General features: G+C 62.9%; 26 protein-coding genes and 1 riboswitch. Of the genes, 12 read left to right on the top strand and 14 right to left on the bottom strand.

Annotation, left to right across the window (positions count from 1 at the left end):
• Nucleotides 1-39 precede the first annotated feature (39 nt).
• Nucleotides 40-1590, top strand: a complete 1551-nt coding sequence (locus I7X09_RS19575) for a serine/threonine-protein kinase (protein WP_200313321.1) — start codon at nt 40-42, stop codon at nt 1588-1590.
• Between the two features lie 13 nt (nt 1591-1603).
• On the opposite strand, the gene I7X09_RS19570 is transcribed toward I7X09_RS19575, so the two are convergent.
• Nucleotides 1604-2902 carry a deoxyguanosinetriphosphate triphosphohydrolase gene (locus tag I7X09_RS19570; protein ID WP_200313320.1) on the bottom strand — a complete coding sequence of 433 codons (1299 nt, stop codon included), beginning with the start codon at nt 2900-2902 and terminating at the stop codon, nt 1604-1606.
• A gap of 4 nt (nt 2903-2906) precedes the next feature.
• Nucleotides 2907-3596, bottom strand: a complete 690-nt coding sequence (locus tag I7X09_RS19565) for a YdcF family protein (RefSeq protein ID WP_095969784.1) — start codon at nt 3594-3596, stop codon at nt 2907-2909.
• A 69-nt stretch (nt 3597-3665) separates the two neighbouring features.
• Between I7X09_RS19565 and I7X09_RS19560 the strand changes: the two genes are divergently transcribed.
• Nucleotides 3666-5732 carry a TPM domain-containing protein gene (locus I7X09_RS19560; RefSeq protein ID WP_166811488.1) on the top strand — a complete coding sequence of 689 codons (2067 nt, stop codon included), beginning with the start codon at nt 3666-3668 and terminating at the stop codon, nt 5730-5732.
• Between the two features lie 99 nt (nt 5733-5831).
• On the top strand, nt 5832-6569 hold the full coding sequence (locus tag I7X09_RS19555) for a polyprenol monophosphomannose synthase (RefSeq protein WP_003944487.1): 738 nt from the start codon (nt 5832-5834) through the stop codon (nt 6567-6569).
• Here I7X09_RS19555 and I7X09_RS19550 read toward each other — a convergent pair.
• Nucleotides 6544-7350 (bottom strand): helix-turn-helix domain-containing protein, encoded by an 807-nt coding sequence (locus I7X09_RS19550; RefSeq protein WP_200313319.1) that lies wholly within the window; start codon nt 7348-7350, stop codon nt 6544-6546. The genes I7X09_RS19555 and I7X09_RS19550 overlap by 26 nt on opposite strands.
• A 138-nt stretch (nt 7351-7488) precedes the next feature.
• Between I7X09_RS19550 and I7X09_RS19545 the strand changes: the two genes are divergently transcribed.
• Both I7X09_RS19545 and I7X09_RS19540 read left to right on the top strand, forming a co-directional pair.
• Nucleotides 7489-7854 (top strand): nuclear transport factor 2 family protein, encoded by a 366-nt coding sequence (locus tag I7X09_RS19545; protein WP_095969781.1) that lies wholly within the window; start codon nt 7489-7491, stop codon nt 7852-7854.
• A gap of 48 nt (nt 7855-7902) precedes the next feature.
• Complete coding sequence (locus tag I7X09_RS19540; RefSeq protein WP_200313318.1) at nt 7903-8385, top strand: MepB family protein; 483 nt, start codon at nt 7903-7905, stop codon at nt 8383-8385.
• Here I7X09_RS19540 and I7X09_RS19535 read toward each other — a convergent pair.
• Together I7X09_RS19535 and I7X09_RS19530 are read right to left on the bottom strand one after the other, a co-directional pair.
• Nucleotides 8361-8954 carry a dihydrofolate reductase family protein gene (locus I7X09_RS19535; RefSeq protein ID WP_124569272.1) on the bottom strand — a complete coding sequence of 198 codons (594 nt, stop codon included), beginning with the start codon at nt 8952-8954 and terminating at the stop codon, nt 8361-8363. The two genes, I7X09_RS19540 and I7X09_RS19535, sit on opposite strands and share 25 nt — an antisense overlap.
• Before the next feature lie 92 nt (nt 8955-9046).
• Nucleotides 9047-10438: a glycine--tRNA ligase gene (locus I7X09_RS19530; RefSeq protein WP_003944491.1), complete on the bottom strand. Its 1392-nt coding sequence runs from the start codon at nt 10436-10438 to the stop codon at nt 9047-9049.
• Between the two features lie 198 nt (nt 10439-10636).
• On the opposite strand from I7X09_RS19530, the gene I7X09_RS19525 reads away from it, so the two are divergent.
• Both I7X09_RS19525 and I7X09_RS19520 read left to right on the top strand, forming a co-directional pair.
• The gene (locus tag I7X09_RS19525) at nt 10637-11020 is read left to right on the top strand and encodes an ArsR/SmtB family transcription factor (RefSeq protein WP_003944457.1); all 384 of its coding nucleotides are present in this window, start codon (nt 10637-10639) and stop codon (nt 11018-11020) included.
• 11 nt (nt 11021-11031) lie between these two features.
• Nucleotides 11032-11463, top strand: a complete 432-nt coding sequence (locus I7X09_RS19520) for a Fur family transcriptional regulator (protein WP_095969984.1) — start codon at nt 11032-11034, stop codon at nt 11461-11463.
• 33 nt (nt 11464-11496) lie between these two features.
• On the opposite strand, the gene I7X09_RS19515 is transcribed toward I7X09_RS19520, so the two are convergent.
• From I7X09_RS19515 to recO, 3 genes are read right to left on the bottom strand one after another with little or no spacing between them, the layout of a single operon-like run.
• Complete coding sequence (locus I7X09_RS19515) at nt 11497-11919, bottom strand: YbjN domain-containing protein (RefSeq protein WP_019749000.1); 423 nt, start codon at nt 11917-11919, stop codon at nt 11497-11499.
• Complete coding sequence (locus I7X09_RS19510) at nt 11916-12734, bottom strand: isoprenyl transferase (RefSeq protein ID WP_003944543.1); 819 nt, start codon at nt 12732-12734, stop codon at nt 11916-11918. Before I7X09_RS19510 ends, I7X09_RS19515 begins: the two co-directional genes overlap by 4 nt.
• Nucleotides 12691-13506, bottom strand: a complete 816-nt coding sequence (gene recO, locus I7X09_RS19505; protein WP_029255636.1) for a DNA repair protein RecO — start codon at nt 13504-13506, stop codon at nt 12691-12693. Before recO ends, I7X09_RS19510 begins: the two co-directional genes overlap by 44 nt.
• Nucleotides 13507-13592: 86 nt before the next feature.
• On the opposite strand from recO, the gene I7X09_RS19500 reads away from it, so the two are divergent.
• Nucleotides 13593-14339 carry a TetR/AcrR family transcriptional regulator gene (locus I7X09_RS19500; protein ID WP_095969778.1) on the top strand — a complete coding sequence of 249 codons (747 nt, stop codon included), beginning with the start codon at nt 13593-13595 and terminating at the stop codon, nt 14337-14339.
• Here the strand turns inward: I7X09_RS19500 and I7X09_RS19495 are convergent.
• The gene (locus I7X09_RS19495; protein WP_095969777.1) at nt 14336-15325 is read right to left on the bottom strand and encodes an AurF N-oxygenase family protein; all 990 of its coding nucleotides are present in this window, start codon (nt 15323-15325) and stop codon (nt 14336-14338) included. The two genes, I7X09_RS19500 and I7X09_RS19495, sit on opposite strands and share 4 nt — an antisense overlap.
• A 104-nt stretch (nt 15326-15429) precedes the next feature.
• On the bottom strand, nt 15430-15867 hold the full coding sequence (locus I7X09_RS19490) for a DoxX family protein (protein WP_095969983.1): 438 nt from the start codon (nt 15865-15867) through the stop codon (nt 15430-15432).
• 138 nt (nt 15868-16005) lie between these two features.
• Nucleotides 16006-16099: riboswitch (TPP riboswitch) on the top strand.
• Nucleotides 16100-16116: 17 nt separating this feature from the next.
• On the opposite strand from I7X09_RS19490, the gene I7X09_RS19485 reads away from it, so the two are divergent.
• Nucleotides 16117-16881: a 3-oxoacyl-ACP reductase gene (locus I7X09_RS19485; RefSeq protein ID WP_437127566.1), complete on the top strand. Its 765-nt coding sequence runs from the start codon at nt 16117-16119 to the stop codon at nt 16879-16881.
• Nucleotides 16881-18161, top strand: coding sequence for an LLM class flavin-dependent oxidoreductase (locus I7X09_RS19480; protein WP_200313317.1), 1281 nt, complete (start codon nt 16881-16883; stop codon nt 18159-18161). Before I7X09_RS19485 ends, I7X09_RS19480 begins: the two co-directional genes overlap by 1 nt.
• Here I7X09_RS19480 and dinB read toward each other — a convergent pair.
• A complete protein-coding gene (gene dinB, locus I7X09_RS19475) occupies nt 18158-19441 on the bottom strand; it encodes a DNA polymerase IV (protein WP_234036633.1) in 1284 nt (427 codons plus the stop codon). The genes I7X09_RS19480 and dinB overlap by 4 nt on opposite strands.
• 122 nt (nt 19442-19563) lie before the next feature.
• Between dinB and I7X09_RS19470 the strand changes: the two genes are divergently transcribed.
• Nucleotides 19564-20025 (top strand): MarR family winged helix-turn-helix transcriptional regulator, encoded by a 462-nt coding sequence (locus I7X09_RS19470; RefSeq protein ID WP_200313316.1) that lies wholly within the window; start codon nt 19564-19566, stop codon nt 20023-20025.
• Nucleotides 20022-21002 carry a zinc-binding alcohol dehydrogenase family protein gene (locus tag I7X09_RS19465; protein ID WP_200313315.1) on the top strand — a complete coding sequence of 327 codons (981 nt, stop codon included), beginning with the start codon at nt 20022-20024 and terminating at the stop codon, nt 21000-21002. The genes I7X09_RS19470 and I7X09_RS19465 overlap by 4 nt, the downstream gene beginning before the upstream one ends.
• Nucleotides 21003-21025: 23 nt before the next feature.
• Here the strand turns inward: I7X09_RS19465 and I7X09_RS19460 are convergent, their stop codons facing one another.
• Genes I7X09_RS19460 through I7X09_RS19450 form a run of 3 tightly spaced genes read right to left on the bottom strand, consistent with a single transcriptional unit; the run spans nt 21026 to nt 24901 of the window.
• On the bottom strand, nt 21026-21706 hold the full coding sequence (locus tag I7X09_RS19460; protein WP_003944545.1) for a response regulator: 681 nt from the start codon (nt 21704-21706) through the stop codon (nt 21026-21028).
• Complete coding sequence (locus I7X09_RS19455; RefSeq protein WP_095969772.1) at nt 21703-24243, bottom strand: sensor histidine kinase; 2541 nt, start codon at nt 24241-24243, stop codon at nt 21703-21705. The genes I7X09_RS19460 and I7X09_RS19455 overlap by 4 nt, the downstream gene beginning before the upstream one ends.
• Before the next feature lie 7 nt (nt 24244-24250).
• The gene (locus I7X09_RS19450) at nt 24251-24901 is read right to left on the bottom strand and encodes a potassium-transporting ATPase subunit C (protein WP_200313314.1); all 651 of its coding nucleotides are present in this window, start codon (nt 24899-24901) and stop codon (nt 24251-24253) included.
• Nucleotides 24902-24906: the final 5 nt, after the last annotated feature.

The raw sequence follows: 24906 nt of genomic DNA, 5'->3' as shown, positions 1-24906 counted from the left end.
TGACAACGATATGTTGATGGCCGACTCTGCACCGCAGCGATGGGACCGACGATGACTGAAAACGCCTCGAGCTCGCACGAAGGGCGATCGGGAACCCGATTCGGCGTCTACGAGTTGCGTCGCCTCCTCGGCCGAGGCGGAATGGGTGAAGTGTACGAGGCGTACGACACCTCGAAGGATCGCCTGGTCGCACTCAAGTTGCTCCATCGCGAGCTTGCGGCCGACCCGTCATTCCAAGCTCGTTTCCGCCGAGAATCTCGCACCACCGCCGCCTTGAACGAACCTCACGTGATCCCTGTGCACGACTGGGGCGAGATCGACGGAGTCCTCTTCATCGACATGCGCTTGGTCGAAGGCCACACATTGCGAGCCGAGTTGGCCGAGTTCGGCCGACTCACGCCTGCACGAGCCGTCGACATCGTCTCGCAAATCGCGTCGGCGTTGGACGCCGCACATGCCCGCGGGCTCATCCATCGTGACGTCAAACCAGACAACATCATTCTCACGAACAACGGCTTCGCCTACCTCGTCGACTTCGGAATCGCATACTCACAGACGGACACGAAGATCACTACCGAGGGAAGCGCAGTCGGTTCGTATGCATACATGGCGCCGGAGCGGTTCGGAATCGAAACACCGACGGCCGCAGCAGATGTCTATTCTCTGGCTTGCGTCCTCTACCAATCACTCACCGGAACAACACCTTTCAACACCACAAGCATCGAGCACCTGGTCAATTCGCACCTGAACGCTCCGCCGCCACGCCCCACGCTGACGGTTCCCTCGCTGCCGCAAGGTTTCGACGCCATCGTGGCTCGCGGAATGGCAAAGGATCCCGCACACCGCTATCCGACAACGGGAGCGCTCGCACTCCAAGCGCGGCAGGCCCTCTCGACGAACCACACCCCCGGTGCGGCGGGCGGATTGCACCCCACGATCGTCGGCCCGCCTACCTACACCAAGGCGAATCCCGCTCACGGGACCTACGCGCACATCGCGACAAAGACCAAGCGCAATCGAGCGCCGATCGTCGTCGGTGCAGTAGGTCTTGCCCTCATCCTGGCGGCGGGCGGCGCAGCGACGTGGGCGGTGCTCACAGACTCCGGACCGGAATCACCAACCACTGCAGCGGCTTCCACCGCTACGTCGACACAGGAACCCATTCAGGAGCCGGTCGGAACGCCGAAGCTCGAGCCGCTACCCACCGCCGGACTGCAAGCGACCACAACCACTCGGGCGTCGAACCCGTCCGCGAGAAACGGCGACCTCGGGGTGAGCAAGCCGATCACCGTCCCCGCATGCAAAGGAACCGGAATCGTGGTGTTGGCCAATGCCACCGATCCGGCAACATACGCCAGCGAGATCCAGAACTACCTCGACGCGTTCCCCGGCTCGAAATACTTACGCACAGACCAGTCCTGCCCGTCACTGCGTCAAGTCTCCGATTCGGGGACGGCGATCTACACGGTGTATCGCGAATCCGGGAACACCGAGTCGAAGATCTGCAAGGACGTTCGCGCAGCAGGCGGCGACGCTTACGGCAAGTGGCTCGATACCACTACCGACCCGTCGACGCGGATGACCTGCTGAGGGCGTGAGCGGCTCAGCCCCAGCTGGCCTGCGCGCCCAGGCTCGCTTTGTCCACCCGTTCCAGCCGACTCTCCGTGTACGACGCGATCTGATCCACCACTACCCGGACCCGAGCGCCGTCGTCCGCGGCTCGCTCCCACGCGGGCAGCAGTATCGGATCGAGCCCGGCCGGCGCGGTTGCCAACAGCCATTCCGCGACGCGATGAACACGATCACGCTGCCGATCCTGACGCGCCTTGTGTCCGGCGTCGGACATCACGTAGTACAGCGCCACGGTCTTGAGCAATGCCACCTCGGATGCGACGGCCTCGGGTATGTCGAGGTCGGCTTGATACCGCGAGAGGGGTCGGTCACCGTGTGTCAGCCGGGTGCTGGCAATCGCCGCGGTGGCGAAGCGACCCACCAATTCACTCGTGAGATTCTTCAACGCGACGGAACTTCCGAGCGTTCCGTCGAAACTTCCGACCCCGCGTACGACAGGGAGTTCGGACAACCGTTGAGCGGCTTCGATCAGATCGTCGACTACCAACCCCCGAAACTCGGAGGCCCCCAGTTCTGCCAGTGCGCGCTGCTCGGACGGATCGGCAAGCGAGCGAAGGTCGATACGGCCTGCGATCACGCCGTCCTCCACGTCGTGCACGGAATACGCGATGTCGTCGGCCCAGTCCATGACCTGAGCTTCCAGGCATTGCCGACGCTCGGGCGCCCCCTCTCGAACCCAGGCGAGCACCTCTGCGTCGTCGTCGTATGCCCCGAACTTCGCGCCGGGCTGCGGCCGGGTCCAGGGGTACTTGATGGCTGCGTCGAGTGATGCCCTGGTGAGATTGAGGCCGGCACTCAGACCGTCGGGGCGCAGGATCTTGGGTTCGAGGCTGGTCAGTATCCGCAGATTCTGCGCGTTGCCCTCGAAACCTCCGCAGTCCTTGGCGACTTCGTCCAGGGCCTTCTCGCCGTTGTGACCGTACGGCGGGTGCCCGATGTCGTGCGCGAGACCGGCGAGGTCCACCAGGTCCGGATCGCACCCGAGTCCGTCGGCGATCCCTCGCCCGATCTGTGCGACCTCCATCGAGTGCGTCAACCGCGTGCGAGGTGTGTCACCGTCCCGCGGGCCGACAACCTGGGTCTTGTCGGCCAACCGCCGCAAAGCCGCGGAGTGTTGGACACGCGCCCGATCTCGCGAGAAGTCCGAACGATGCTGCGCCGCTGCGATCTGCGAACCCGGCAACCCCGCACGCTTCGGCGCCTCGACGACACGACGTTCGAGGTCGTGTTCGGAGTAGGTGCCGCCTCCATAGGTGGTGTGAGCTGTCATGGTTCTATTGCCCTGCCGTGTAGGGGAAGTCTGCCGAGAAGTGCGTGAGCTGATACCAGAGCAGCGCGCCGGTTTCACGAGCGATTCCGTGCAACTGGGATTCGCGGGTGAAGACAGCCGGGCCTTGACGGGTAGGGGCGGTCCACGCCTGGAGTCCCGTGTCGCGGGCCATCGTCCGTGTTCGCAAGGAGTGCCACGGGTCACTGACCAGGACAGCGGAATTGATTCCCTGCGAGGACATCTCGGCACTCACCGCGTCGATGCTGAGCAGCGTGTCCGAACCGGTCTCCACAGCGGTGATCGCACTCGAGGGAATTCCGCGATCGGTCAGATACATCTTTCCCGACGCCGCTTCGGTGTACTCGTCACCTTCTTGTTTACCGCCGACGGTGATGATCTGCGGAGCCACTCCGCGCTTGTACAACTTGTACGCCTGCTCGAGTCGGGCCTCGAACACGGACGACGGAGTGCCGGAATACTGCGCCGCGCCCAGAACGACTATCGCGTCGGCCGGTCGTGTGTCGTCGATACGTGCCACCTGCCACACCCGGAACGCAGTACCCCCGACCAGAACCACGGCGATCAACAGCGCACCGGCGATCAGTCGGCGCGTCCAGCGAGCCAATCCTGCCCCGAAGCCGCCCGCCCGTGAGGGTGATGGGTCGTGGGGGCGGTTACCGAAAGCAGGTTTCACTCCCGCAATTCTGCCAGTTCGCGGCGATCACCTCCGATGCCGACGCGCCACAACGGATAGATTTGCGTCATGGCCCTCGCACCACACTTCGCGCAGTTGTCCTCGGTAGAGCAGAGTCGGACAACCACCCGACCCGTTCGGCGTCGGGGAAGCGCCGCAGCCGTCGCTGCGATTTTCGCTTTGCTGGCGCTCGTCTTCAGTCCCGCGCTCGCCTCGGCGGACGCCCCGATGGTGTTGCCGAATCACATCACCGACACCTCCGGGGTCCTCGACGCCGGGCAACGCAGCGATATCCAAGCCGCGATCGATCAACTCAGCGAGGACCACCAGATCGATCTGTGGGTCGCGTTCGTCCCCGATTTCAACAACCTGGGTGGCCAGGCATGGGCACAGCAGACCGCCACGAAGTCGACGCTGAGTACCAAGTCCGTCCTGCTTGCCGTTGCCACGGCAGAGCGTGCTTACTACCTCGACGTCCCGGCCGAGCTGAGCAACATCACGGATTCCGACATCGAATCGATCAATACCGACGCCGTGGAACCAGCTCTCGCCGAGGATGATTGGACCGGCGCGGCAATCGCCGCAGCTGGAGCACTCGGCGACGCGAACAACACGAGCGGCGGAATGGGAGTCGGAACACTCCTCATCGCGGGCGGCGCTGTGGTGGTCGGGACAGGTGGCGTGGTCCTGTACTCACGTAAGCGCAAGAACGACAAGAACAAGGCAAGCGTCGAAGCCGCGAAGAACATCGCCCCCGACGACTTCGCCAGCCTCAACGCGCTTCCGCTGCCCACCCTCGACGAGCGGGCGAAGGAGATCCTCGTCGAGACGGACAACGCGATCGCCGGCAGCCAGGAGGAACTCGATCTGGCTCGCAGCGAGTTCGGAGATTCCGCAGTTGCGCCCTTCTCCGCCGCATTCGACAAGGCCAAGGCGACTCTCGCGGACGCCTTCGCGATCAGGCAGCGACTCGACGACGCCATCCCGGAAACTCCCGATCAACGCCGGCAGATGCTGATCGACATCATTTCCTCGTGCGGTCGAGCCGACCAAGAACTCGAAGCTCGCGTCGAGGAGTTCGACGGGCTTCGTGACCTTCTCATCAACGCCCCCGCACGTCTCGATGCGTTGACGCAGAGTGTTGTTTCTCTCAGCGTGCGCTTGCCCGAATCCGAGGCGATTCTGACCAAATTGAAGGATCAGTTCCCCGCGCCGACGCTGGCATCTGTCGTGAACAACGTCACGATGGCCAGCGAACGCCTGACGCTCGCCGAGAAGTCGATCGAGGAAGGCCGAGACGCGACGGCGCTGCCCGCCGGTAAGCAAGGCGCTGCCGTCACCGCGATTCGCACTGCCGAAGCGGCTCTCGATCAGGCACGCAAACTACTCGACGGGGTCGATCACGCCGCCGACGACATCCGAAACGCCATAGCGACACTTCCGTCCGCGATGGACGACGTCCAGCAGGGCATCACCACTGCGGATGCTTACCTGGCGCAGGGCGGGCAGAAATTGGCGGACGCGAAGTCCGCGGCCCAGGCAGCGTTGGCGAATGCTCAGACGTCGAAGGACAGTGATCCGCTGACAGCCTTCAACCAGATCGTCGCGGCCGACGCCCAACTCGACGCGCTGCTTGCCGACGCTCAGGAACAGAAGCAGCAGCTCGAACGTGCACAGCAGCGCCTCGCCCAGGACATTCTGGCCGCGCAGGCTCAGGTGACCGCTGCAGGTGACTTCCTCGGAACCCGGCGCGGCGCGATCGGGGCCGAGGCCCGCACTCGCTACGCAGAAGCTCAGCGGCACCTGCAGGCCGCCCAGCAATTGCAGGCTTCGGATCCGTCGAAAGCACTGCAACACGCCCAGGCCGCGACCACCCTGGCGACGCATTCGCTTCGCGCAGCGCAGAACGACGTCAACACGTGGGAAGCAAACCAACGACCCCGCGGTGGCGGCGGCGATGCGACAGGAGCGATCCTCGGCGGCATCCTGATCAACAGCATTCTGCGAGGTGGCGGAGGGCCCCGTTCGTACGGCGGACCGAGCAGCAGCGGACGCTCCGGTCGCGGTGGCGGCGGCGGTGGTTTCGGCGGTGGTGGTGGCGGCCGCACCAGTCGAGGCGGCGGCGGCCGGTTCTGACGGATCCCGTCGAGGTAGTAAAATCCCTACTTTGTTCACGACCGCACTCGTCGTACGCTTCATCCGGCAAGTCGGGATCACAGATCATACGAAGGTGTTATGGAAAGCGTCGCCCCGCAGATAACCGTCGTTGTACCTACATACAACGAGCGTGAGAACCTGCCAAAGCTCGTCGATCGCCTCGCCGCGTTGAAGATCCCGAACCTGCACGTCCTCGTGGTGGATGACAACTCCCCCGACGGCACAGGCGAGGTTGCGGACAAGTTGGGTATCGATGGTCCCATCCCGGTCGGAGTGCTTCACCGCACGGTCAAGGACGGACTCGGCCGTGCGTACGTCGCGGGCATGAGCCGGGCTCTGGCGGAGAACGCCGACATCGTCATTCAGATGGACGCGGATCTCTCGCATCCGTCCGAAGCGATCCCCGCCATGATCGAGATCCTCACCACGACCGATGCGGCAGTCGTTCTCGGCTCCCGTTACGTCGAAGGTGGCGCAGTGGCCGGTGACTGGCCGTGGCATCGCAAGGCTTTGTCCGCCTGGGCGAACTTCTACGTCAACGCAATTCTGCGACTGCACGTCAAGGACGCAACTGCCGGCTTCAAGGCGTGGCATGCAAAGACCTTGCGCGACATCGACGTCGAATCGGTGCAGAGCAACGGCTACGCATTCCAGGTCGAGATGAACTACCGAGTTGTTCAGCGTGGCATGAAGATCGCCGAAACTCCCATCCGCTTCGAGGAGCGCACCGAAGGTGTCTCCAAGATGAGTCTCTCGGTTCAGCTGGAGTCGGCGCTGGTGCCGTGGAAGCTCAAGTTCGGCAAGAAGTCTCTGTGACCTGTGCGGCCGATCGGAAGTAGTCGGCCGTCTGCATGTCCGACGGGTAGAACGATTCGATCGCGATCTCTGCGAGCGTGACGTCGCGCGGCGTACCGAACACGGTGGTGGTGCTGAACATCGCCAGTTCGGTGTCGCCGGCGCGTACCCGCAACGGAACCAGCAGGGAATTCGCGCGGTCGTCGTGCCACTCCCCTCCACTCGGATACGTGCGCAACTCGTCGAGCAGCGACGACAATTGTTCGTCGGCACTGACTTCCACTTCCCGAGCCAGCCGTGCGAGCAGGTGGACACGCCACTGCGCGAGGTTCACGATCCGCGGCGCCATGCCCTCGGGGTGCAGGCTCAGTCGCAATACGTTGACCGGTGGTTCCAGGAGGAATGCAGCGGCGCCCTCGGTCAGGATCCCCACGGCACGGTTCCCGGCGACCATCTCCCACTGCTGATCGACCACCACGGCCGGATACGGATCATGAGCTTCGATGATGCGATCGATGGCCTCACTCACCGCTGACATCGGCGCTTCCGCCAACGACTTCTGCGAGTACTCCGGCGCATGACCACTTGCCAGCAGAAGCGTGTTCTGTTGTCGTAGAGGAACATCCAGACATTCGGACAGGTGAAGAATCATGTCCCGGCTGGGTTTGGAGCGGCCGGTTTCGATGAAGCTCAGATGCCTTGTCGACACTCCTGCCGCTGCCGAGAGACTTAGCTGAGTGAGCCTTCGCCGCTCCCGCCATCTTTTGAGTTCGGTGCCCACGTCCATCGTCTCGAAGGTCATTCTCTCAAGTTAGCGACCCGAGGTAGCCGAGGCCATGACCTCCGAGGTAATCGACCCGAAACAGTTTCGGAGGAACAGTGGTCTCAGCCGGCGCGACCGCCGGATCTTCACCACTGGACACTGATCAAGGGAGCGACCATGAGCGACTTCGACGCAATCGCCGACGCCTATATCGACATGTGGAACGAAACCGATACCACCGCCCGTAAAGCACGGATCGAGCAACTGTTCGCACCCGACGGTCGCTACACCGATCCGCTCGCGGACGTCACCGGACACGATCAGATCGACGCGATGATCAACGCTGTGCAGCAACAATTTCCGGGCATGCACTTCACCCTCGTCGGACCGGTGGACGCGCATCACCGACAGGCTCGATTCGGCTGGGCTCTCGGCCCGGCGGGGGCCGGGTCACTGATCGACGGGTTCGACGTACTCGAACGCGACGATGACGGCCGGGTGACGCTCGTCCTCGGGTTTCTCGACAAGGTGCCTACGGTCTGAAGCGGGACTACCACCGACAGCGTTCGTCACGAAGGTTGTCGGTGGTCCGTGGCATCATCGGCCCCGATGAACGCCGACGCATTTACCTGGTCCACACCGATTCCCGAGCCCGAGGGTGCGGAATACAGCGCTCACACGCTGACCGTCAACGGCCTCCCCACCGTCTATCGAACCGCCAAGACGACGCCGACCAAGCTCGGTCAGTTCGTCACACTGTGGCGCCGTTCCGAGGCCGGGCCCATCCGCCCCTTCGACACCGGAGACGGCGTGATGCTGTTCGTGGTGAAGGTCTACGACGAAGAGCATGTGGGGCACTTCGTCTTTCCCACCGAAACCCTCGTCGAACACGACATCGTGTCGACGAACTTCTCAGGTGGTAAGCGCGCCATCCGGGTCTATGCGCCCTGGGTTACGCCGACCAGCACGCAAGCAGTCAGAACTCAGCGCTGGCAGAGCCGGCATTTCGGCGAGTTCCCCGATGTGTTCAGCTCAGCTGCTGTTCCAGCTCAACTGCTGTTCCAGCTCAACTGATACGTCGCGATGATGACGCCTGTTGTCGTAGGGGCACTTTCGGTGAGGGTGAACTGAGCGAGCGCAGCTCCGTCGGGGAACAATCTGCGCCCGGTTCCGAGAACCAGCGGATGAATCAGCAGAGTGTAGGTGTCGACGAGTCGCCGTTCGGCCAAAGACGTGATCAAGTCGCCGCTGCCCAGAATCACCAGATCCGGGCCCTCGCTTTCCTTGAGCGTGGCGACCGCGTCGGCGGCATCACCTTTCAACAATGTCGAGTTCTTCCACGGCAGCGGTTCACCCAAAGTTCTTGACGCTACGTACTTCTGCGTGTTGTCGAGCACCTCGGTGAACGGATTGTCGGTCTGAAACGGCCAGTAGGAGGCGAAGTTCTCGTAGGTTCGACGTCCGAAGAGCAACTCCGATTTCTTCGCCATCCCCTCCCCCATTTTCTGTGCCATGACGGAATCGTTGAAGGGCGCCGCCCATCCACCGTGCTCGAATCCGCCACGACGGTCTTCGTCCGGCCCAGCAGGTGCCTGCATGACACCGTCGAGAGTCACGCTGTTGGTCACGCTGAGTTTTCTCATAGCTTCGATCCTGCGCCTGAAGATCCGTCAAGGATAGAGAAAACGGGCGGTCCTTCTCGATTGAGAAGGACCGCCCGTCAGCTTCGAACGAATCAGGAACCGATCAGCCGTGCAGCCAGGTAGCTTTCCACCTGATCGAGAGCGACGCGTTCCTGCGCCATCGAGTCACGCTCACGCACCGTCACAGCCTGATCTTCGAGAGTGTCGAAGTCGACCGTGATGCAGAACGGCGTACCGATCTCGTCCTGGCGACGGTAACGACGACCGATGGCGCCGGCGTCGTCGAACTCGACGTTCCAGTTCTGACGCAGCTGCGCTGCAAGATCTTTTGCCTTCGGCGTCAGGTCCGCGTTACGCGAGAGCGGCAGAACTGCGGCCTTGACGGGTGCAAGTCGACGATCCAGGCGCAGCACCGTGCGCTTGTCGACGCCGCCCTTGGAGTTGGGTGCCTCGTCCTCGGTGTACGCGTCGACCAGGAAGGCCATCAGCGAACGCGTGAGACCGGCCGCCGGTTCGATGACGTACGGCGTGTACCGCTCGCCCGTCGTCTGGTCGTAGTAGTTCAGCTCGGTGCCCGAGTGCTTGGAGTGCGTCGAGAGATCGAAGTCGGTACGGTTCGCGATGCCTTCGAGCTCGCCCCATTCGCTGCCCTGGAAGTGGAAGCGGTACTCGATGTCGGTCGTGCCCTTCGAGTAGTGCGAAAGCTTTTCCGGGGCATGCTCGTAGAGACGCAGGTTGTCCTTGTTGATGCCGAGGCCCGTGTACCAGTCGAGGCGGTAGTCGATCCAGTACTGATGCCACTGCTCGTCCTCACCCGGCTTGACGAAGAATTCCATCTCCATCTGCTCGAACTCGCGGGTGCGGAAGATGAAGTTGCCGGGGGTGATCTCGTTGCGGAAGCTCTTGCCGATCTGGCCGATGCCGAACGGCGGCTTCTTACGCGAGGTGGTCAGCACGTTGGCGAAGTTCACGAAGATGCCCTGTGCGGTCTCGGGGCGAAGGTAGTGCATACCCTCTTCACTCTCGACGGGGCCGAGGTACGTCTTGAGCATCATGTTGAAGTCGCGCGGCTCGGTCCACTGGCCGACGGTGCCGCAATCGGGGCAACCGATGACATCCATCGAGACGTCGTCCGGGTTGTCGAGCTTCTTCTTCTCCGCGTACGCCTCCTGCAGGTGATCCTGACGGTGACGCTTGTGACAGTTGAGGCACTCGACGAGCGGGTCGTTGAAGACACCGACGTGACCGGATGCGACCCACACCTCGCGGGGCAGGATCACCGAGGAGTCGAGGCCGACGACGTCCTCGCGGCTGGTGACCATGTTGCGCCACCACTGACGCTTGATGTTCTCCTTGAGCTCGACACCCAATGGGCCGTAGTCCCATGCGGACTTGGTACCGCCGTAGATCTCACCGCAGGGGTAGACCAGGCCTCGCCGCTTGGCGAGATTGACAACGGCTTCGATCTTGGACTTGGGTGCCACTCGATTGCTCTCCATCTGGGTAATAGATGCATGATTTTCGTGCGCTTTTCGCACCATCAGCCTATCTGGCGGCTGCCACGCACTTCCGTCCAAGGTTGACATGCATACTTGTGCATATCAAAATGAAAGTGATTTGCAATAATGTGGTGAGATGGCTATGCCCGGACATCATGATCTACCCCTCGAAGGAGCCTCGCTGTGAGCATTGCGGATACCGGCGATCTCCACAAAAGCCATGATCATTCCGACCTCGGACACACGCACGATCCGTTCGAAGCCGCACCTCCCGCGCCCGTGCCGCCCAAGGAAACCCTGGCGGCAGCCGGCGAAATTCTGCGGGCACTGGCTGCACCCGTTCGCATCGCGATCGTGCTTCAGTTGCACGAGTCGGAGCGTTGCGTACACGAACTCGTCGGCGCCCTCGGTGTCACTCAGCCACTCATCAGCCAGCATCTGCGCGTACTCAAAGCAGCGGGCGTCGTCCGCGGCGAGCGCAACGGACGAGAAGTTCTCTATCGACTCGTCGACGATCACCTCGCACACATCGTCGTCGACGCTGTCGCCCACGCCGAAGAAGGATGAGATTCCACCGCATGAACACTCCGGGCAGTACAACCTCGAAACGTGGACCGGCCACCGTCGGCGTTCGTTCCACGAAACAGCGCAGCGCCATTTCCGCCCTGCTCGACGACATCGACGAATTCAAATCGGCACAGGAACTGCACGACGAACTCCGCAAGCGCGGTGAAGGCATCGGCCTTACCACCGTCTACCGCACGCTGCAGGCACTCTCCGACGCCGGAACCATCGACGTCCTCCGCACCGACACGGGTGAGTCCGTCTACCGACGCTGCTCCTCCGGGCACCACCATCACCTGGTGTGCCGCAACTGCGGATTCACCGTCGAGGTCGAGGGTCCGACGGTCGAGCAGTGGTCACAGACCATCGCCGAGGACAACGGTTTCACCGAAGTGAGTCACACCGTCGAGATCTTCGGCACCTGCCGCGATTGCGCCGGCAACTGAGCGCGTCGAAGAATGGAACCCCACCCGAACGCGTCAGGGAATCAAACCCTGACGCGCGGTATCGGCGCCGGTGAGCGCGAGTAGCAACATCGTGGTCAGTGCCTCGTCGTCCAGTCCGGCCGCCGGGAACGTGTACCGCAGAATGACGTCCGCCAGACTGCCGTGGCCGAATACCGCGATCGAACCGAATTGGATGGTCCGGTTCCGCTCGGCCACCTTGCGGTGCAATGCCGCGCTGACCGGTCGGTCCCACGCGAGAACACACGTCATGGACAGCACGTCCAGACCCTCCGACAGGTTCATTGCCTGGATCGAGCACAGCGCGCCGGAGTACTGGAAACCCAGCGAGCCGTCCGCAGCCACATCGACCGTCACGAAATGCGCCAGCGAGGCGGCCGCGCGTTCTTGAAGGCGGGCTGCTTCGTCGGTGGTGTCGGTCATGTTCTCCCCTGTCATTTGACGCCACCGAATCTACGGTCGCGTGAGGCGTATTCGACGCAGGCGGCCCACAGGTCGCGGCGGTCGAAATCGGGAAACAGCTTCTCCTGGTACACCATTTCGGCGTAAGCGGATTGCCAGATCAAGAAATTGGACGTCCGCTGCTCCCCCGACGGACGCAGGAAGAGATCGACGTCGGGCATGTCGGGCTCGTCGAGGTACTTCGCCACCGTCGCCTCGGTGATCTTGTCCGGGTTGATCTCACCGGCCGCGACACGCTTCGCGATTTCCTTTACCGCATCGGCAATTTCGGCCCGGCCACCGTAATTCACGCACATGGTCAAGTTCATGACTGTGTTGTTCTTGGTCAGTTCTTCGGCGATCTCGAGTTCCTTGATCACGCTGGCCCACAGGCGCGGCTTACGACCGGCCCAGCGAACCCGCACACCCATTTCGTTCATCTCGTCGCGTCGGCGGCGGATGACGTCACGGTTGAAGCCCATCAGGAATCGAACCTCGTCGGGACTGCGCTTCCAGTTCTCGGTGGAGAAGGCGTAGGCGGAGAGCCACTCGACACCCATCTCGATGCACCCGCACACCGTGTCCATCAAGACCGCTTCACCGCGTTCGTGCCCGGCGGTTCGCGGCAGACCGCGCTCCTGCGCCCACCGTCCGTTGCCGTCCATCACCAGCGCGACGTGGCGCGGAATGAGTTCGGTTTGCAGGATCGGCGGGGTCGCTCCGGACGGATGTGGGTCCGGTGGCCGGATCACCCGATCAGCAGCAGAGTCAAGCGGAGTTCGCGGTTCGCGTCGTCGAATCACGTGTTCCATCCTGCCTCACGGGCAAGTCGACCTCGACGGCTGCATGCGGCCTCGAACGCTCGATCAGCGGCAACGTCCGCAATTGACGCTCGAGATGCCACTGCAGATGCGCCGCGACCAGTCCGCTGGCTTGCGTCCGCAGCGTCGCGGGCGCCGAATCGGTGCCCTCCCACTCCCCTCGGAGCAGCGCTTCCATCAAGTCGAGCACTCCGGGCGACGGCGTCGCAGCACCTGCCGGGCGACAGTAGGTACACACGGCTCCGCCGGCGGCGACATGAAATGCACGGTGCGGTCCCGGAGCGCTGCAGCGGGCGCACTCTTCGAGGGCCGGCGCCCAACCCGCATAGCCCATGGCTCGCAACAAGAACGCGTCGAGCACGAACTCGACCGGCCGCGCCTGCTCGGCGATCGCGCGCAGTGCTCCCACCGTCAATCGCTGAAGCTGCGGGGCCGGCGCGCGTTCCTCACCGGCCAACCGCTCGGCAGTTTCGAGTACGGCGCAGGCCGTGGTGTAACGGCTGTAGTCGTCGACTATGTCGGTGGCGAATGCATCGACCGTCTGCACCTGGGTGATGATGTCGAGATTCTTGCCCGGAAGTAGTTGCACGTCGATGTGAGCAAACGGTTCGAGTCTGGCGCCGAACTTGGAGGTGGTTCGGCGGACACCCTTGGCCACGGCACGCACCAACCCGAACTGGCGGGTGAGCAACGTGACGATGTGGTCGGCCTCGCCCAGTTTGTGCAGGCGCAGCACCACCGCCGTGTCTCGATACAACCTCACTGGTCCAGTGTCCCACGTTGTACCGACGTGAACGCTCGATGCCGCGCCCGATCCCGAGCTGGATGGTGTCCGGATAGACTGACCCGATGCCGAGCGACGCAATTGCGCAACCTGCCACTGCAGAGTTGACCGGTCGCGAAGCTCGGTGGGAGCGGCACAACTCCGAGCGCCAGAAACGGATACTCACCTCGGCAGTCGAACTGATCGAAGAGCGGGCGGCAGGCGCCGAAGTATCCGTTCAGCAGATCGCCGACCGTGCCGGCCTCGCCAAGTCGGTGGTGTACCGGCAATTCAGCGGACGAGACGACCTCGATCGACGAGTCCGCGCGTTTGTGCTCGGCCAATTCGCGGCTGCCCTGGATGCGTCGATGAGCATTTCGGTCGGCACTCTCGACGAGATCCTGACTCGCACCATCAGTGCCGTAGCGGAGTGGATCACCGAACATCCTCGGATTCACGAGTTCATGGGTACCGGCCCCACCGACTACGACGACGAGAGCATCGACGCGATCAGCAGCCTGAAGGCGACGATCGCCGACTCGGCCCGCGCCACCATCACCGAAGTCGGTCGATCCGTGGGGATCGATTCCTCCCCCTTCGATTCACTGCCCTTTGCCGTGGTGACGATGGTCGAGGGCACCCTCACCCACTGGGTCCGAAGCGCCGATCCGAAACCGAGTCGCGACGAGATCGTCGCCGATCTCGCGAAGTACACCTGGTACATGTTCGACGGCGTGGCCCGCTCGAGCGGACTCACGATAGATCCTCATGTCGAATTGTCCACGCTCATCGCTGAACTGGTGTCCTCCGACGCACAGTCGCGGCCCGACTAGTTCCGGGACTTGTCGGAGCGCTTGGGCTCGCCGCGATAGCGTGCATAGTCGCCGTCGATGCGTAGCTTTCGCCACGCGCGCTTCGACACCGGGTTCATCAATCCGAGTTCGTCTGCCAGGGCTCGCATTTCACCGAAGTAGTTACCCAGGATGCGGCGTGAATGCGGGCTTCCCCAGAAGGCGCTTTTCATCACCTCGTCCGGGATGCCGAACTCTTCGGCGAATTCCTTTGGCGGTGACATGATTTCGCCCGCGAGCCAACGCATCGTAGCGGGGAAGGCCACCGACGTAACCGCCCGACTCGTACGACTGAGCCTCGGGACGTGATTACGCAAGAACTCGTGCGCAAACGAAATATGCCTCGCTTCTTCGGCGATGTGAATCTCCATCGTGCGGAGCATCGCCGGCGGAGTGTCCTTGCCTTCGCGGATCAAGTCCTTCTGGAAATGGTCGATCGGTTCTTCACCAGCCAGAATGCCGATGAAGAAGATGACCGGGAACTTGGCACCCAGTACTCCGATGACGGGCGAGAGTCGCCGGAACATCGGACGCATACCCGGCACGTCGATGTCCATGCGATTGACGAGTTCCTGGAACATCTGGATGTGATTGCACTCTTCGGTCATCTCGTGCAAGCAGTAGCGGAACTCCGGCGACTGGTTGGGCAGCGCCATGATGTACTGCAGCATTCCCCGGATCAAGATGCTCTCGAAGGCCGAACCCACCTTGGTCACGTTCGCCTGTCGCCACATTCCCATGGCGATTCGACGCTCCAACGACTGATCCTGGTACCACTGCGTCGCTCCGAGCGGGTCCGAGACGGACGAGAGTACCCACCTCGGATCATGTGGATCGATCGCGAACTCTGCTGAATCCCAGTCGATGTCGAGATAGGGATCGAAACTGCGGGCAACTGAGCCCTCGGACAAAGTCTGCAGTACCTCGTGGTACGGCTTTTCCACTTCGATCGACGCTGACCGAGCCATCGGTGTCTCCTCACGGCCAGTCCGTCGATTGCAGTCGACGGACTTGAATGAGGTCAAACATAATGGGACACCGCGTCCCACGCAACCCCTTCGGGGGTCTGATTTCAGGCCCGCCGCACCGGGATGATCTCGCGAACCTTCTCGTCTCGGAGATACAGTCCCGCCCACATGACGATCCCGGTGTAGACGGCGAACAAGGTTGTGCTCAGCAGAGGCTGTTCAGCTCGAAGGTTGGTCAACACAGCGCCACCCAGATAACCGGTGAGCAGAATCGCGCCGAATATCGACGTTCGCGGAATCACGTACAGCGCAAGGCAGATCAGCTGCACAACTCCGGCCGTCAATGCCAGCGAGTCCGGCAGCCCCAATTCGGCCGAGGCATCCTTGACGGTCTGAAGGTTGAGAATGTGGATGATGCCGTCGAAAAGCATGAAAAGGACGAACAGGCCACTGAGCACGTATCCGACCTTGCGAGCCGTGGCCGAAGGTGTCGTCGTGCCGTTACCGGAAAGGGTGTCGTGGTGGGCAGGCTGGGTGGTCATCGGAATCTCCCGGGGCGAAGGCGAGCGGCCGGTTGCCACTTCGCTTGCAATTACGACTCCCGAGCGATCGAAAACTCATCGCGCCCGTCGTTACTACGCACCCGGCGTTCAGGACGATTCACCTCTCGTGGTCTGATGGACGGCGACACGGGGTGCCGAAAAAGTCGGCTGAGATCAGACCCGATGAACCTGACCAGTTAGCACTGGCGGAGGGATGTCGACATGACCGAACAGCAATTTCAGCGCGCATTGAACCTGGACGAGCAGATCGTTCTGATCACCGGCGGCGCCCGCGGGCTCGGCGCCGCACTGAGCCGAGCCTTCTCCCGCTCGGGGGCCCGGGTGATCGTGAACTACAACAAGAGCCGTGATGCCGCCGAGGCCCTGGTCACCGAACTGGGCGAGGATCGCGCCTACGCAGTCCAGGCGGACGTGACGGACCGCAGTTCGGTAGACCAGTTGTTCACCGCCGCACGCGAGCGATTCGACGCACCGATCTCGACCGTGGTCGACAATGCACTCGTCGACTTCTCGTTCAACGGCGATGCCCGGCCGAACGCGGACACGATCACCTGGGCCGACTTCGACTCTCAACTACGCGGAGCCGTTGCAGGCACACTCAACACCACTCAGGCGGCACTCTCCGGCATGCGCGAACTCGGCTTCGGCCGAATCATCACTGTCGGAACCAATCTGGTCCAGAATCCGGTAGTTCCGTACCACGACTACACCGCCGCCAAGGCTGCACTGTTGGCACTGACACGGACACTGTCCGCCGACCTCGGTCCGGACGGGATCACAGTCAACATGGTCTCCGGCGGTTTGCTCCGTACCACCGATGCGAGTGCCGCGACACCGGAAGCCGTCTTCGACATGATCGCGGCGAGCACTCCCCTGCGCCGAGTCACCACACCGGACGAATTTGCCGACGCCGCACTCTTTTTCGCCTCACCCTGGTCGCGGGCCGTGACCGGCCAGAACCTGGTTGTCGACGGCGGACTCGTCAAGAACTGATGGGCGCACAACTACGGATAGGTGCGTTCCTGCTCGGTTGCGGACACCACAGTGCGGCGTGGCGACACCGCGACTCACCCGTCGAAAGTCTCGGCGACATCACGTATTACGAGTCGCTTGCCCAGATCGCCGAACGCGGGAAGCTGGACGCCGTTTTCTTCGCGGACGGTCACAGTGTTCGAGAACCCGAGTCTGGTGCGTCGTGGTTTCTCGAACCGATCACCGCATTGACTGCCATGGCACGAGCGACGGCGAACGTCGGCCTGGTCACCACCATCTCCACGACCTTTTACACGCCGTTTCACGCAGCACGACTGCTGGCGTCGCTCGACCACATCAGCGGCGGACGGGCCGGTTGGAACGTCGTGACCTCGATGTTCGACCAGGAAGCGCGCAACCACGGCCTCGAGGCGATGCCCGATCATGCGTCCCGATACGAACGAGCCGACGAATTCGTCGACGTGGCCCTCGCATTGTGGGATTCATGGTCGGAAGACGCGCTGATTCTCGACCGGTCGGGGCGTTTTGCCGACGCAAGCAGGATTTCTCGAATCGATCACGACGGCAAACATTTTCGGGTGGACGGGCCGTTGACGGTTCCGCGCTCCCCGCAAGGTAGGCCGGTGTTGTTCCAGGCAGGGGCGTCCGAGCAGGGGCGCGATCTGGCGGCGCGACGCGCCGAGGCAGTCTATTCGGTTGCCTACGACCTACCCAGCGCACAGAGCTACTACGCGGACGTGAAATCGAGAATCGAGCGCGCCGGCCGGGATTCGAGCTCGGTCGCCGTCATGCCGGGATTGGTCACCTACGTCGGCAGCACCGTCGCCGAGGCACGGGCGAAGAAGGCCGAACTTGATCTCCTGCTGCCCACCGAACAATCGATACGCCAACTCTCGTTGTTCACCGGGCAGGATTGCGATAACTGGGATCTCGACGGGTCCGTGCCTCCGTTGCCTCCACTCGAAGCATTCACCGGGCCGCAGGGACGCTACGCAACTATTCTGCGGATCGTCGAGAAGGACGCACCGACTGTGAGGGAACTCCTCGGAACGCTGGCTGCAGGTGGTGGTCACGCAACGATGATCGGCACACCGGAGTCGATTGCCGACGAGATCGAATCCTGGTTGCGCGGTCGCGGCGCCGACGGCTTCAACCTGATGCCACCGACCTATCCCCAGGGACTGGAAGATTTTGTCGACCACGTTATTCCGGTATTGCAGGCTCGTGGGTTGTTCCGACGCGAATACGAGGGAGCGACTCTGCGAGAAAACCTCACCTAGTCCGGAAGCAGCGGCACCGACAGATCGGGGTCACGCCCCAGGAGCACTCCCCTCGTGAGGGCCGCGGAGCCGAACTTCTTCCGGACACTGTCCATCGCCGAGTCGAGGGCCGCAGTGTCCGGGCTCGCGAATCCTGGACCGTCGAAGGGCAATTCGAGCTGCTGGGCACCGTCACGATCCAGGTTGGAGACTGCTACCCCGATCAACGTGATGCCTTTGTCCGAGATTGTCGGTATCGCTTCATCCAGCAGCACCATCGAGGCGTTCAGCAGCTCCGCTGTGTCATCCGTGGATCGGCGCAGCGTGTGCGAACGAGTGGCCCGCGTGAAATCGGCGAAGCGGAGCCGGAGCGTGATCGTGCGCCCCGTCCGCTGCGCCGAACGCATCCGCCGACTGACACGGTCGACAAGGGACATCAACGACGCATCGAGTTCTGCGCGGGAATGGGATCCGCGACCCAGCGCATGCTGAGCACCCATCGAACTGCGGCCACGATAGGCGCGGACGGGGCGTGGATCTCGGTTGTGCGAGAGCGCGTAGAGATGGCGACCGGCGCCACCCCCGAGAATCGAGACGATCGAGGATTCGTCGTGACGAGCGATGTCACCTACCGTCACGATGTCGAAGTTTCGCAACTTCTGGGCCGTGATCTTGCCGACACCCCACAGTTTCTCGACAGGTAACGGATGCAGGAATTCGGTCTCACCCTCCGGCGGCACTCGCAGCAATCCGTCGGGTTTCGCGAATGCACTCGCGACCTTGGCCAGGAACTTGGTGCGAGCGATGCCGACCGTGATCGGAAGTCCCACCTGCTCGGCCACGTCGCGTCTGAGGTTGGCTCCGATCTGCAGCGGGTTTCCCACGATCTTGGCGAGGCCACCGACCTCGAGAAAGGCCTCGTCTATGGAGATTCCTTCGACCAGCGGCGACGTGTCGTGAAAGACGTCGAACACGTCTTTGCTCGCCTGCGAGTACGCCGACATCCGCGGAGGAACGACGATCGCCTGGGGACACAGTGATCGAGCCTGACCACCACTCATGGCGGTGCGAACCCCGAATGCCTTGGCCTCGTAGCTTGCCGCCAAGACCACTCCACCACCGACGATGACCGGCCTGCCCGCCAGAGTCGGGTCGTCGCGTTGCTCGACCGATGCGTAAAACGAATCAAGGTCCGCGTGCAGGATCGTTGCGTCACCCGTAGGTCGGAGACCCCCAGAATGCGCACCGCCAGGGTGATTACCTGGCGTTTCTCGATCCAGCGGTTCATTCGGCACGAACATATGTTCCCATGCGCCACCGACACCGCGGAAGGCCTGCGAATAGATTCCGTGGAATTAATCACGGATCGTGCGTACGCTGAAAGAATGATTCCACGGAATGCATATCAGCTCGGTGTCTGCTCGTGACCAGATCAGCCCTGAGCCGTCACTTCGACAACCTTGTCCGCTTCGAAACCGAATTGTGGACGGCCCTCGACCAGAGACTCCGAATCGAGCACGACCTGCCGCTGAGTCGATTCGAGCCGATGCAGATCATCGACAGACTCGGATCTTGTCGGGTCTTCGACATTGCCGAGGCCCTCGCGATCACCGTCGGCGGCACGAGCAAATTGGTGGATCGGATCGAGTCCTCGGGGCACTGCCGTCGACAATCCAATCCGGCAGACAAACGATCCTCACTCATCGAGTTGACCCCCGAGGGAAATGAGCTGTTGCGGCGGGCGAAGGCCACGTTCGACGACGAACTGGAACGCCGTCTCGGTTCCGTGCTGACGCCCGACGCTCTCGATCGGTTCGGCGCCACACTGGCCACGCTGCGTGAAGCCAACCGAAGCCTGACACCGACTACGAAGGAAAAAGCATGACCGACACAATGCGCGCAATCGTGGTCGACGCCCCCGGCCCGCCAGAAGCATTGACCATCAGGGAGATTCCGATACCTGTGCCGATTGCGGGCTGGGTACTGGTCCGGGTGAAGGCCTTCGGTCTCAATCGATCCGAACTTCACACCCGCCTCGGCCTCGCCGAAGGCGTCACTTTTCCGCGGGTGCTGGGCATCGAAGCCATCGGCGAAGTGGTGAACTGCCCCGGTGGGGAGCTGACCGAAGGCCAGCAGGTCGCTGCCATGATGGGCGGGATGGGTCGAGCCTTCGACGGCGGATATGCCGAGTACACGTGCGTTCCCGTCAGCCAGGTCGTTCCCTTCACCAGCGACCTGGACTGGTCGACATTGGGAGCTGTTCCCGAGATGCTGCAGACGTCGTACGGCTCGCTGACGGTGGGACTGGATGCGAAATCCGGTCAATCCCTACTGATTCGAGGCGGAACCTCCTCGGTCGGCATGACAACGGCAGTCCTGGCGAAGCGGTGGGGACTCACAGTTCTCGCAACCACCCGAGACGAGCGCAAGGCGGCGTCACTGACCGCGATCGGAATTGACCACGTTGTTGTCGACGACGGTGCTGTGGCCGGACAGGTTCGAGACATTCTCCCGGGCGGTGTTGATCTGGCCCTCGAATTGGTCGGAACACCAACACTTCCCGACACGTTGCGCGCCACTCGCGTTCACGGCACCGTGTGTTTCACGGGCATGCTGTCCAACGAGTGGACAGTCAAGGACTTCTATCCGATCGACTACATTCCACGCGGAGTGCGATTGACCTCGTACGGCGGGGATGCGTCCGACCTGCCTGCCGACGTCCTGCAAGATTTCCTCTCCGCTGTGGCGTCCGGCGAGGCGGTGGTACCGATCGACGAGGTGTTCGCGTTCGAGGACATCGCGCGAGCACATGCCAAGATGGAAGCCGGTACGGCTCGTGGCAAATTGGTAGTGATGCTCTGACCTGGCTTCTCACACCTGGTTTCTCACACCACGAATCGATAGCCCATTCCCGCCTCGGTGATCAGATGCTTGGGGTTGGCCGGGTCGTCCTCGAGTTTGCGACGAAGCTGAGCAAGGTAGACACGCAGATAGTGGGTCTCGGTGTCATACGCCGGCCCCCACACCTCCCGAAGCAATTCCTTCTGCCCGACCAGCTTTCCGCGGTTGCGCACAAGCATTTCGAGCATGCCCCACTCGGTCGGCGTCAAGTGCACCTGTTCACCGCGCCGACTCACCGTTTTGGCAGCCAAGTCGACCGTGAACGACGCGGTCTCGACCGACGGTTCCGAGGTATCGGCCGCGGAGGTTCCCCGCCTCGCCGCAGCTCGCACGCGGGCCAGAAACTCGTCCATCCCGAAAGGCTTGGTGACGTAATCGTCGGCGCCCGCATCGAGCGCCTCGACCTTGTCCGCGGAGTCCGTGCGCGCCGACAGAACGATGACCGGCGCCGTGCACCAGCCACGCAGGCCCGCAAGTACTTCGGTGCCATCCATGTCCGGCAGTCCGAGATCGAGCACCACGACGTCCGGTGGACGCTCGGCAGCAGCCCGCAACGCGCCGGCGCCCGTCGACGCCGTCACCACCTCGTACCCGCGCACCGAAAGATTGATACGCAGAGCCCGCAGAATCTGCGGTTCGTCGTCCACTACCAGGATTCGACTCATGATCCATTCCCATTCGTACCGGCCGCAGCCAATTCCACGATCATCGTCAATCCCCCACCGGGTGTGTCTGTGGCGCTGACCGTTCCGCCCATGGCGTCGACAAATCCGCGCACCACGGAAAGCCCGAGGCCCACTCCACCGGTGTTGTCACGATCGCCCATCCGTTGGAACGGTTGGAACATCGTTTCGGCCTCACCTCGCGGAACACCCGGGCCGGTGTCGGCGACACTGATCACCACACGATCACCGAGTTGCGCCGCCCCGACTCGCACCGGGGTTTCTCCCCCGTAGCGCAGAGCGTTGTCGACGATGTTCGCGATCACCCGCTCGAGCAGGCCTTGATCTGCTTGCACTGCAACGGTACCCACGTCGACGACTACGCTGCGAGCTCGCGAATCCGAGCGTCCGCCGATGCCGAGGCCCAGCAACGCGCGGTGAACCACCTCGTCCAGATACACCGGCCGCAGCGTGGGTTTCACCACGCCGGCGGCAAGGCGGGACGAGTCGAGCAAGTTCCCGACCAGTGCCGTCAACTGATCCGCCGACTCCTCGATGGTTGCCAACAATTCAGCGGTGTCTTCGGGCGAGAACTCGATGTCGTCGCTGCGCAGACTCGACACCGCAGCCTTCACTCCGGCGAGAGGCGTTCGCAGGTCATGACTTACCGCTGACAGCAGGGCTCGACGCAGTTGATCAGCCTCGGTGAGCGCGGCAGCCTTGCTCGCCTCGACGGTCAGTTTCTCCTGGCGGATCATTCCGACGGCTTGGTGAGCCACCACCGTCAGCACTCGTCGATCCCGCGCACTCAGGTCGGGTCCAGCCAACAACAGCGCGTATTCCCCGTCGTTGACCTCACAGACCGTATCCGCTTCGTCGTCCGTGGTCGGCGGCTGCGTTCCCACGGCGGCAATGACGCCGTCGTCGTGATGGATGACGGAAACCCCTCGCTGGCGATAGATTTCGAGTGCCTTCGCCAGAAGTGTCGACAGGTCTGCTCCGCGGAGAACTGATCCGGCGAACAAGGTGAGCAGTTCGGCTTCCTCGGAGGCGCGCTTCGCCTCTCGGGCGCGCTTTGCTGCGGCGTCGACCAGAACGGCAACTGCCACAGCCACGATCAACAGCACGACAGTGGTGATGAAGTTGTCAGGTTCGGCGATGGTGAAGCTGTACCGCGGATCGGTGAAGAAGTAGTTGAGCAGCAGTCCCGAAATCAGGGCTGACAGTATCGCCGGGCCGACGCCGCCGAGGAGGGCAACCAGAACGACCACGACGAAGAACAATGCGTTCTCCCCGTTGACCCCGGAAATTCGGTCGACCAGACCCATGATCGCCGCCGCGAGCGAAGGTACGACGATCGCCGCAATCCACGACAGGACTCGGCGCTCCGAGCGCCCCAGCACCGAAATGCGTCGCCGCGTCGTTGCTTCCTCATGCGTGACCATGTGAACGTCGATACCGCCGGACTGCTGAACCACCGCGGCGCCGATCCCCTCGTCGAGGATGCGGGCCAGGCGAGAACGCCGCGACGTTCCCAACACCAACTGTGTGGCGTTCTCCTCCCGGGCGAACTCGAGGAGCGTCGACGGTACGTCGTCACCGACAACGGTGTGCAGCGTCGCGCCGACCCCGACGGCCAACGCACGCACCTTGCCCATCTCGGGGGCCGAGACCCCGGTGAGTCCGTCACCGCGCACGACGTGGACCACCATCAGTTCGGCGCTCGACTTCGACGCGATTCGAGATGCGCGTCGTACCAGGGTTTCCGACTCCGGTCCCCCGGTCACGGCAACGACGACGCGCTCGCGCGCCTCCCAGGTGTCGGTGATCTTGTTCTCGGCGCGGTATTTCGCCAGTGCGGCGTCCACCTGATCGGCCACCCACAGCAGAGCCAGTTCGCGTAGCGCCGTGAGGTTTCCGCGCCTGAAGTAGTTACCCAATGCCGCATCGACGCGTTCCGGTGAATACACGTTGCCATGAGAAAGTCTGCGGCGCAGCGCTTCCGGGGTGATGTCGACCAGCTCGACCTGCGCCGCACTACGCACTATCGCGTCCGGAACCGTCTCCTGCTGAACCACGCCGGTGATGTGCGCGACAACGTCGTTGAGGCTTTCGAGGTGTTGCACGTTGACCGTGGACAGGACGTCGATTCCGGCGTCGAGCAGTTCCTGTACGTCCTGCCAGCGCTTGTGATTCTTGCTCCCCGGCGTGTTGGTGTGTGCCAACTCGTCCACCAGGACAAGGGCCGGCCGCCGAGCCAACACGGCCTCGACGTCCAGTTCCGGCATCCGTGTTCCGCGATAGTCCACCAGCTTCGGCGCAATGATCTCGAGGTCCCCGATCTGCGCCGCCGTGCGGGCGCGGCCGTGTGTCTCCACGACGGCCGCGACCACGTCACAGCCACGATCTCGACGCCGATGAGCCTCACCGAGCATCGCGAAGGTCTTTCCGACGCCGGGGGCAGCGCCGAGGTAGATACGCAATTCACCGCGTTTGCGTGCCCTACCGAAAGATTGACCGACCTTCTCCGAAGAACTCACGTGACAATCATCCACCAGTCGTCGGCGCAGCACACGTAGGTGCCGTCAATCCGAGTGCCAGGTTCAACTCCAGGACGTTGACTCGCTCGGCTCCGAGAAATCCGAGTTGCCTACCGTCGGTGTGCTCGGCCACCAACTCTCGCACCTGATCTTCCGAGATGCCGTTGTTCGCCGCCACCCTCGCGACCTGCAGTCCGGCGTACGCCGGACTGATGTGGGGATCGATACCCGAGCCCGAGCCGGTGACGGCGTCGACGGGAACCGATGCCGGGTCGACGCCCTCACGTGCCGCGATGGCCGCCCGACGCTCGATGATGAATCCGGCCAGAATTTCGCTGCTCGGCCCCTGGTTGGACGGCAGTGCCGCGGCGGGATCACCGGTGGCGAACGGATCCTCGTCCGAAACCGATCCGACGACACGATTGTGGAAGAACGGGTCCTGCTGCCCTTCGGCAACCTGCGGATCGACACCCACCCAGGCACTGCCGACCACACAACCGGAGGCGTCGGTGACCGGTGAGCCTTCGGCCGATCCCGAACTGATTCGGCTGACACCCCACACGGCGGCAGGGTAGATCACACCGAGAACGACGGTGAGCGCGAGCAATACGAGCAGACCCGCCCACACCTGTTTGGCAAAACCGATAGTGAAACGCATGTCAG

Source organism: Rhodococcus sp. P-2 (genome assembly GCF_016598535.1).
GTDB classification, from domain to species: domain Bacteria; phylum Actinomycetota; class Actinomycetes; order Mycobacteriales; family Mycobacteriaceae; genus Rhodococcus_F; species Rhodococcus_F baikonurensis.
Note: the sequence above shows the minus strand (reverse complement) of the source record. Positions and strands in the feature narration are given on the sequence as shown.

Coding starts and splice junctions, on each gene's coding strand:
- I7X09_RS19575 (WP_200313321.1), top strand. CDS start 40: ATGGGACCGACGATGACTGAAAACGCCTCGAGCTCGCACGAAGGGCGA.
- I7X09_RS19570 (WP_200313320.1), bottom strand. CDS start 2,902: ATGACAGCTCACACCACCTATGGAGGCGGCACCTACTCCGAACACGAC.
- I7X09_RS19560 (WP_166811488.1), top strand. CDS start 3,666: ATGGCCCTCGCACCACACTTCGCGCAGTTGTCCTCGGTAGAGCAGAGT.
- I7X09_RS19555 (WP_003944487.1), top strand. CDS start 5,832: ATGGAAAGCGTCGCCCCGCAGATAACCGTCGTTGTACCTACATACAAC.
- I7X09_RS19550 (WP_200313319.1), bottom strand. CDS start 7,350: ATGACCTTCGAGACGATGGACGTGGGCACCGAACTCAAAAGATGGCGG.
- I7X09_RS19545 (WP_095969781.1), top strand. CDS start 7,489: ATGAGCGACTTCGACGCAATCGCCGACGCCTATATCGACATGTGGAAC.
- I7X09_RS19535 (WP_124569272.1), bottom strand. CDS start 8,954: ATGAGAAAACTCAGCGTGACCAACAGCGTGACTCTCGACGGTGTCATG.
- I7X09_RS19520 (WP_095969984.1), top strand. CDS start 11,032: ATGAACACTCCGGGCAGTACAACCTCGAAACGTGGACCGGCCACCGTC.
- I7X09_RS19515 (WP_019749000.1), bottom strand. CDS start 11,919: ATGACAGGGGAGAACATGACCGACACCACCGACGAAGCAGCCCGCCTT.
- I7X09_RS19510 (WP_003944543.1), bottom strand. CDS start 12,734: ATGGAACACGTGATTCGACGACGCGAACCGCGAACTCCGCTTGACTCT.
- I7X09_RS19500 (WP_095969778.1), top strand. CDS start 13,593: ATGCCGAGCGACGCAATTGCGCAACCTGCCACTGCAGAGTTGACCGGT.
- I7X09_RS19495 (WP_095969777.1), bottom strand. CDS start 15,325: ATGGCTCGGTCAGCGTCGATCGAAGTGGAAAAGCCGTACCACGAGGTA.
- I7X09_RS19490 (WP_095969983.1), bottom strand. CDS start 15,867: ATGACCACCCAGCCTGCCCACCACGACACCCTTTCCGGTAACGGCACG.
- I7X09_RS19480 (WP_200313317.1), top strand. CDS start 16,881: ATGGGCGCACAACTACGGATAGGTGCGTTCCTGCTCGGTTGCGGACAC.
- dinB (WP_234036633.1), bottom strand. CDS start 19,441: ATGTTCGTGCCGAATGAACCGCTGGATCGAGAAACGCCAGGTAATCAC.
- I7X09_RS19465 (WP_200313315.1), top strand. CDS start 20,022: ATGACCGACACAATGCGCGCAATCGTGGTCGACGCCCCCGGCCCGCCA.
- I7X09_RS19460 (WP_003944545.1), bottom strand. CDS start 21,706: ATGAGTCGAATCCTGGTAGTGGACGACGAACCGCAGATTCTGCGGGCT.
- I7X09_RS19450 (WP_200313314.1), bottom strand. CDS start 24,901: ATGCGTTTCACTATCGGTTTTGCCAAACAGGTGTGGGCGGGTCTGCTC.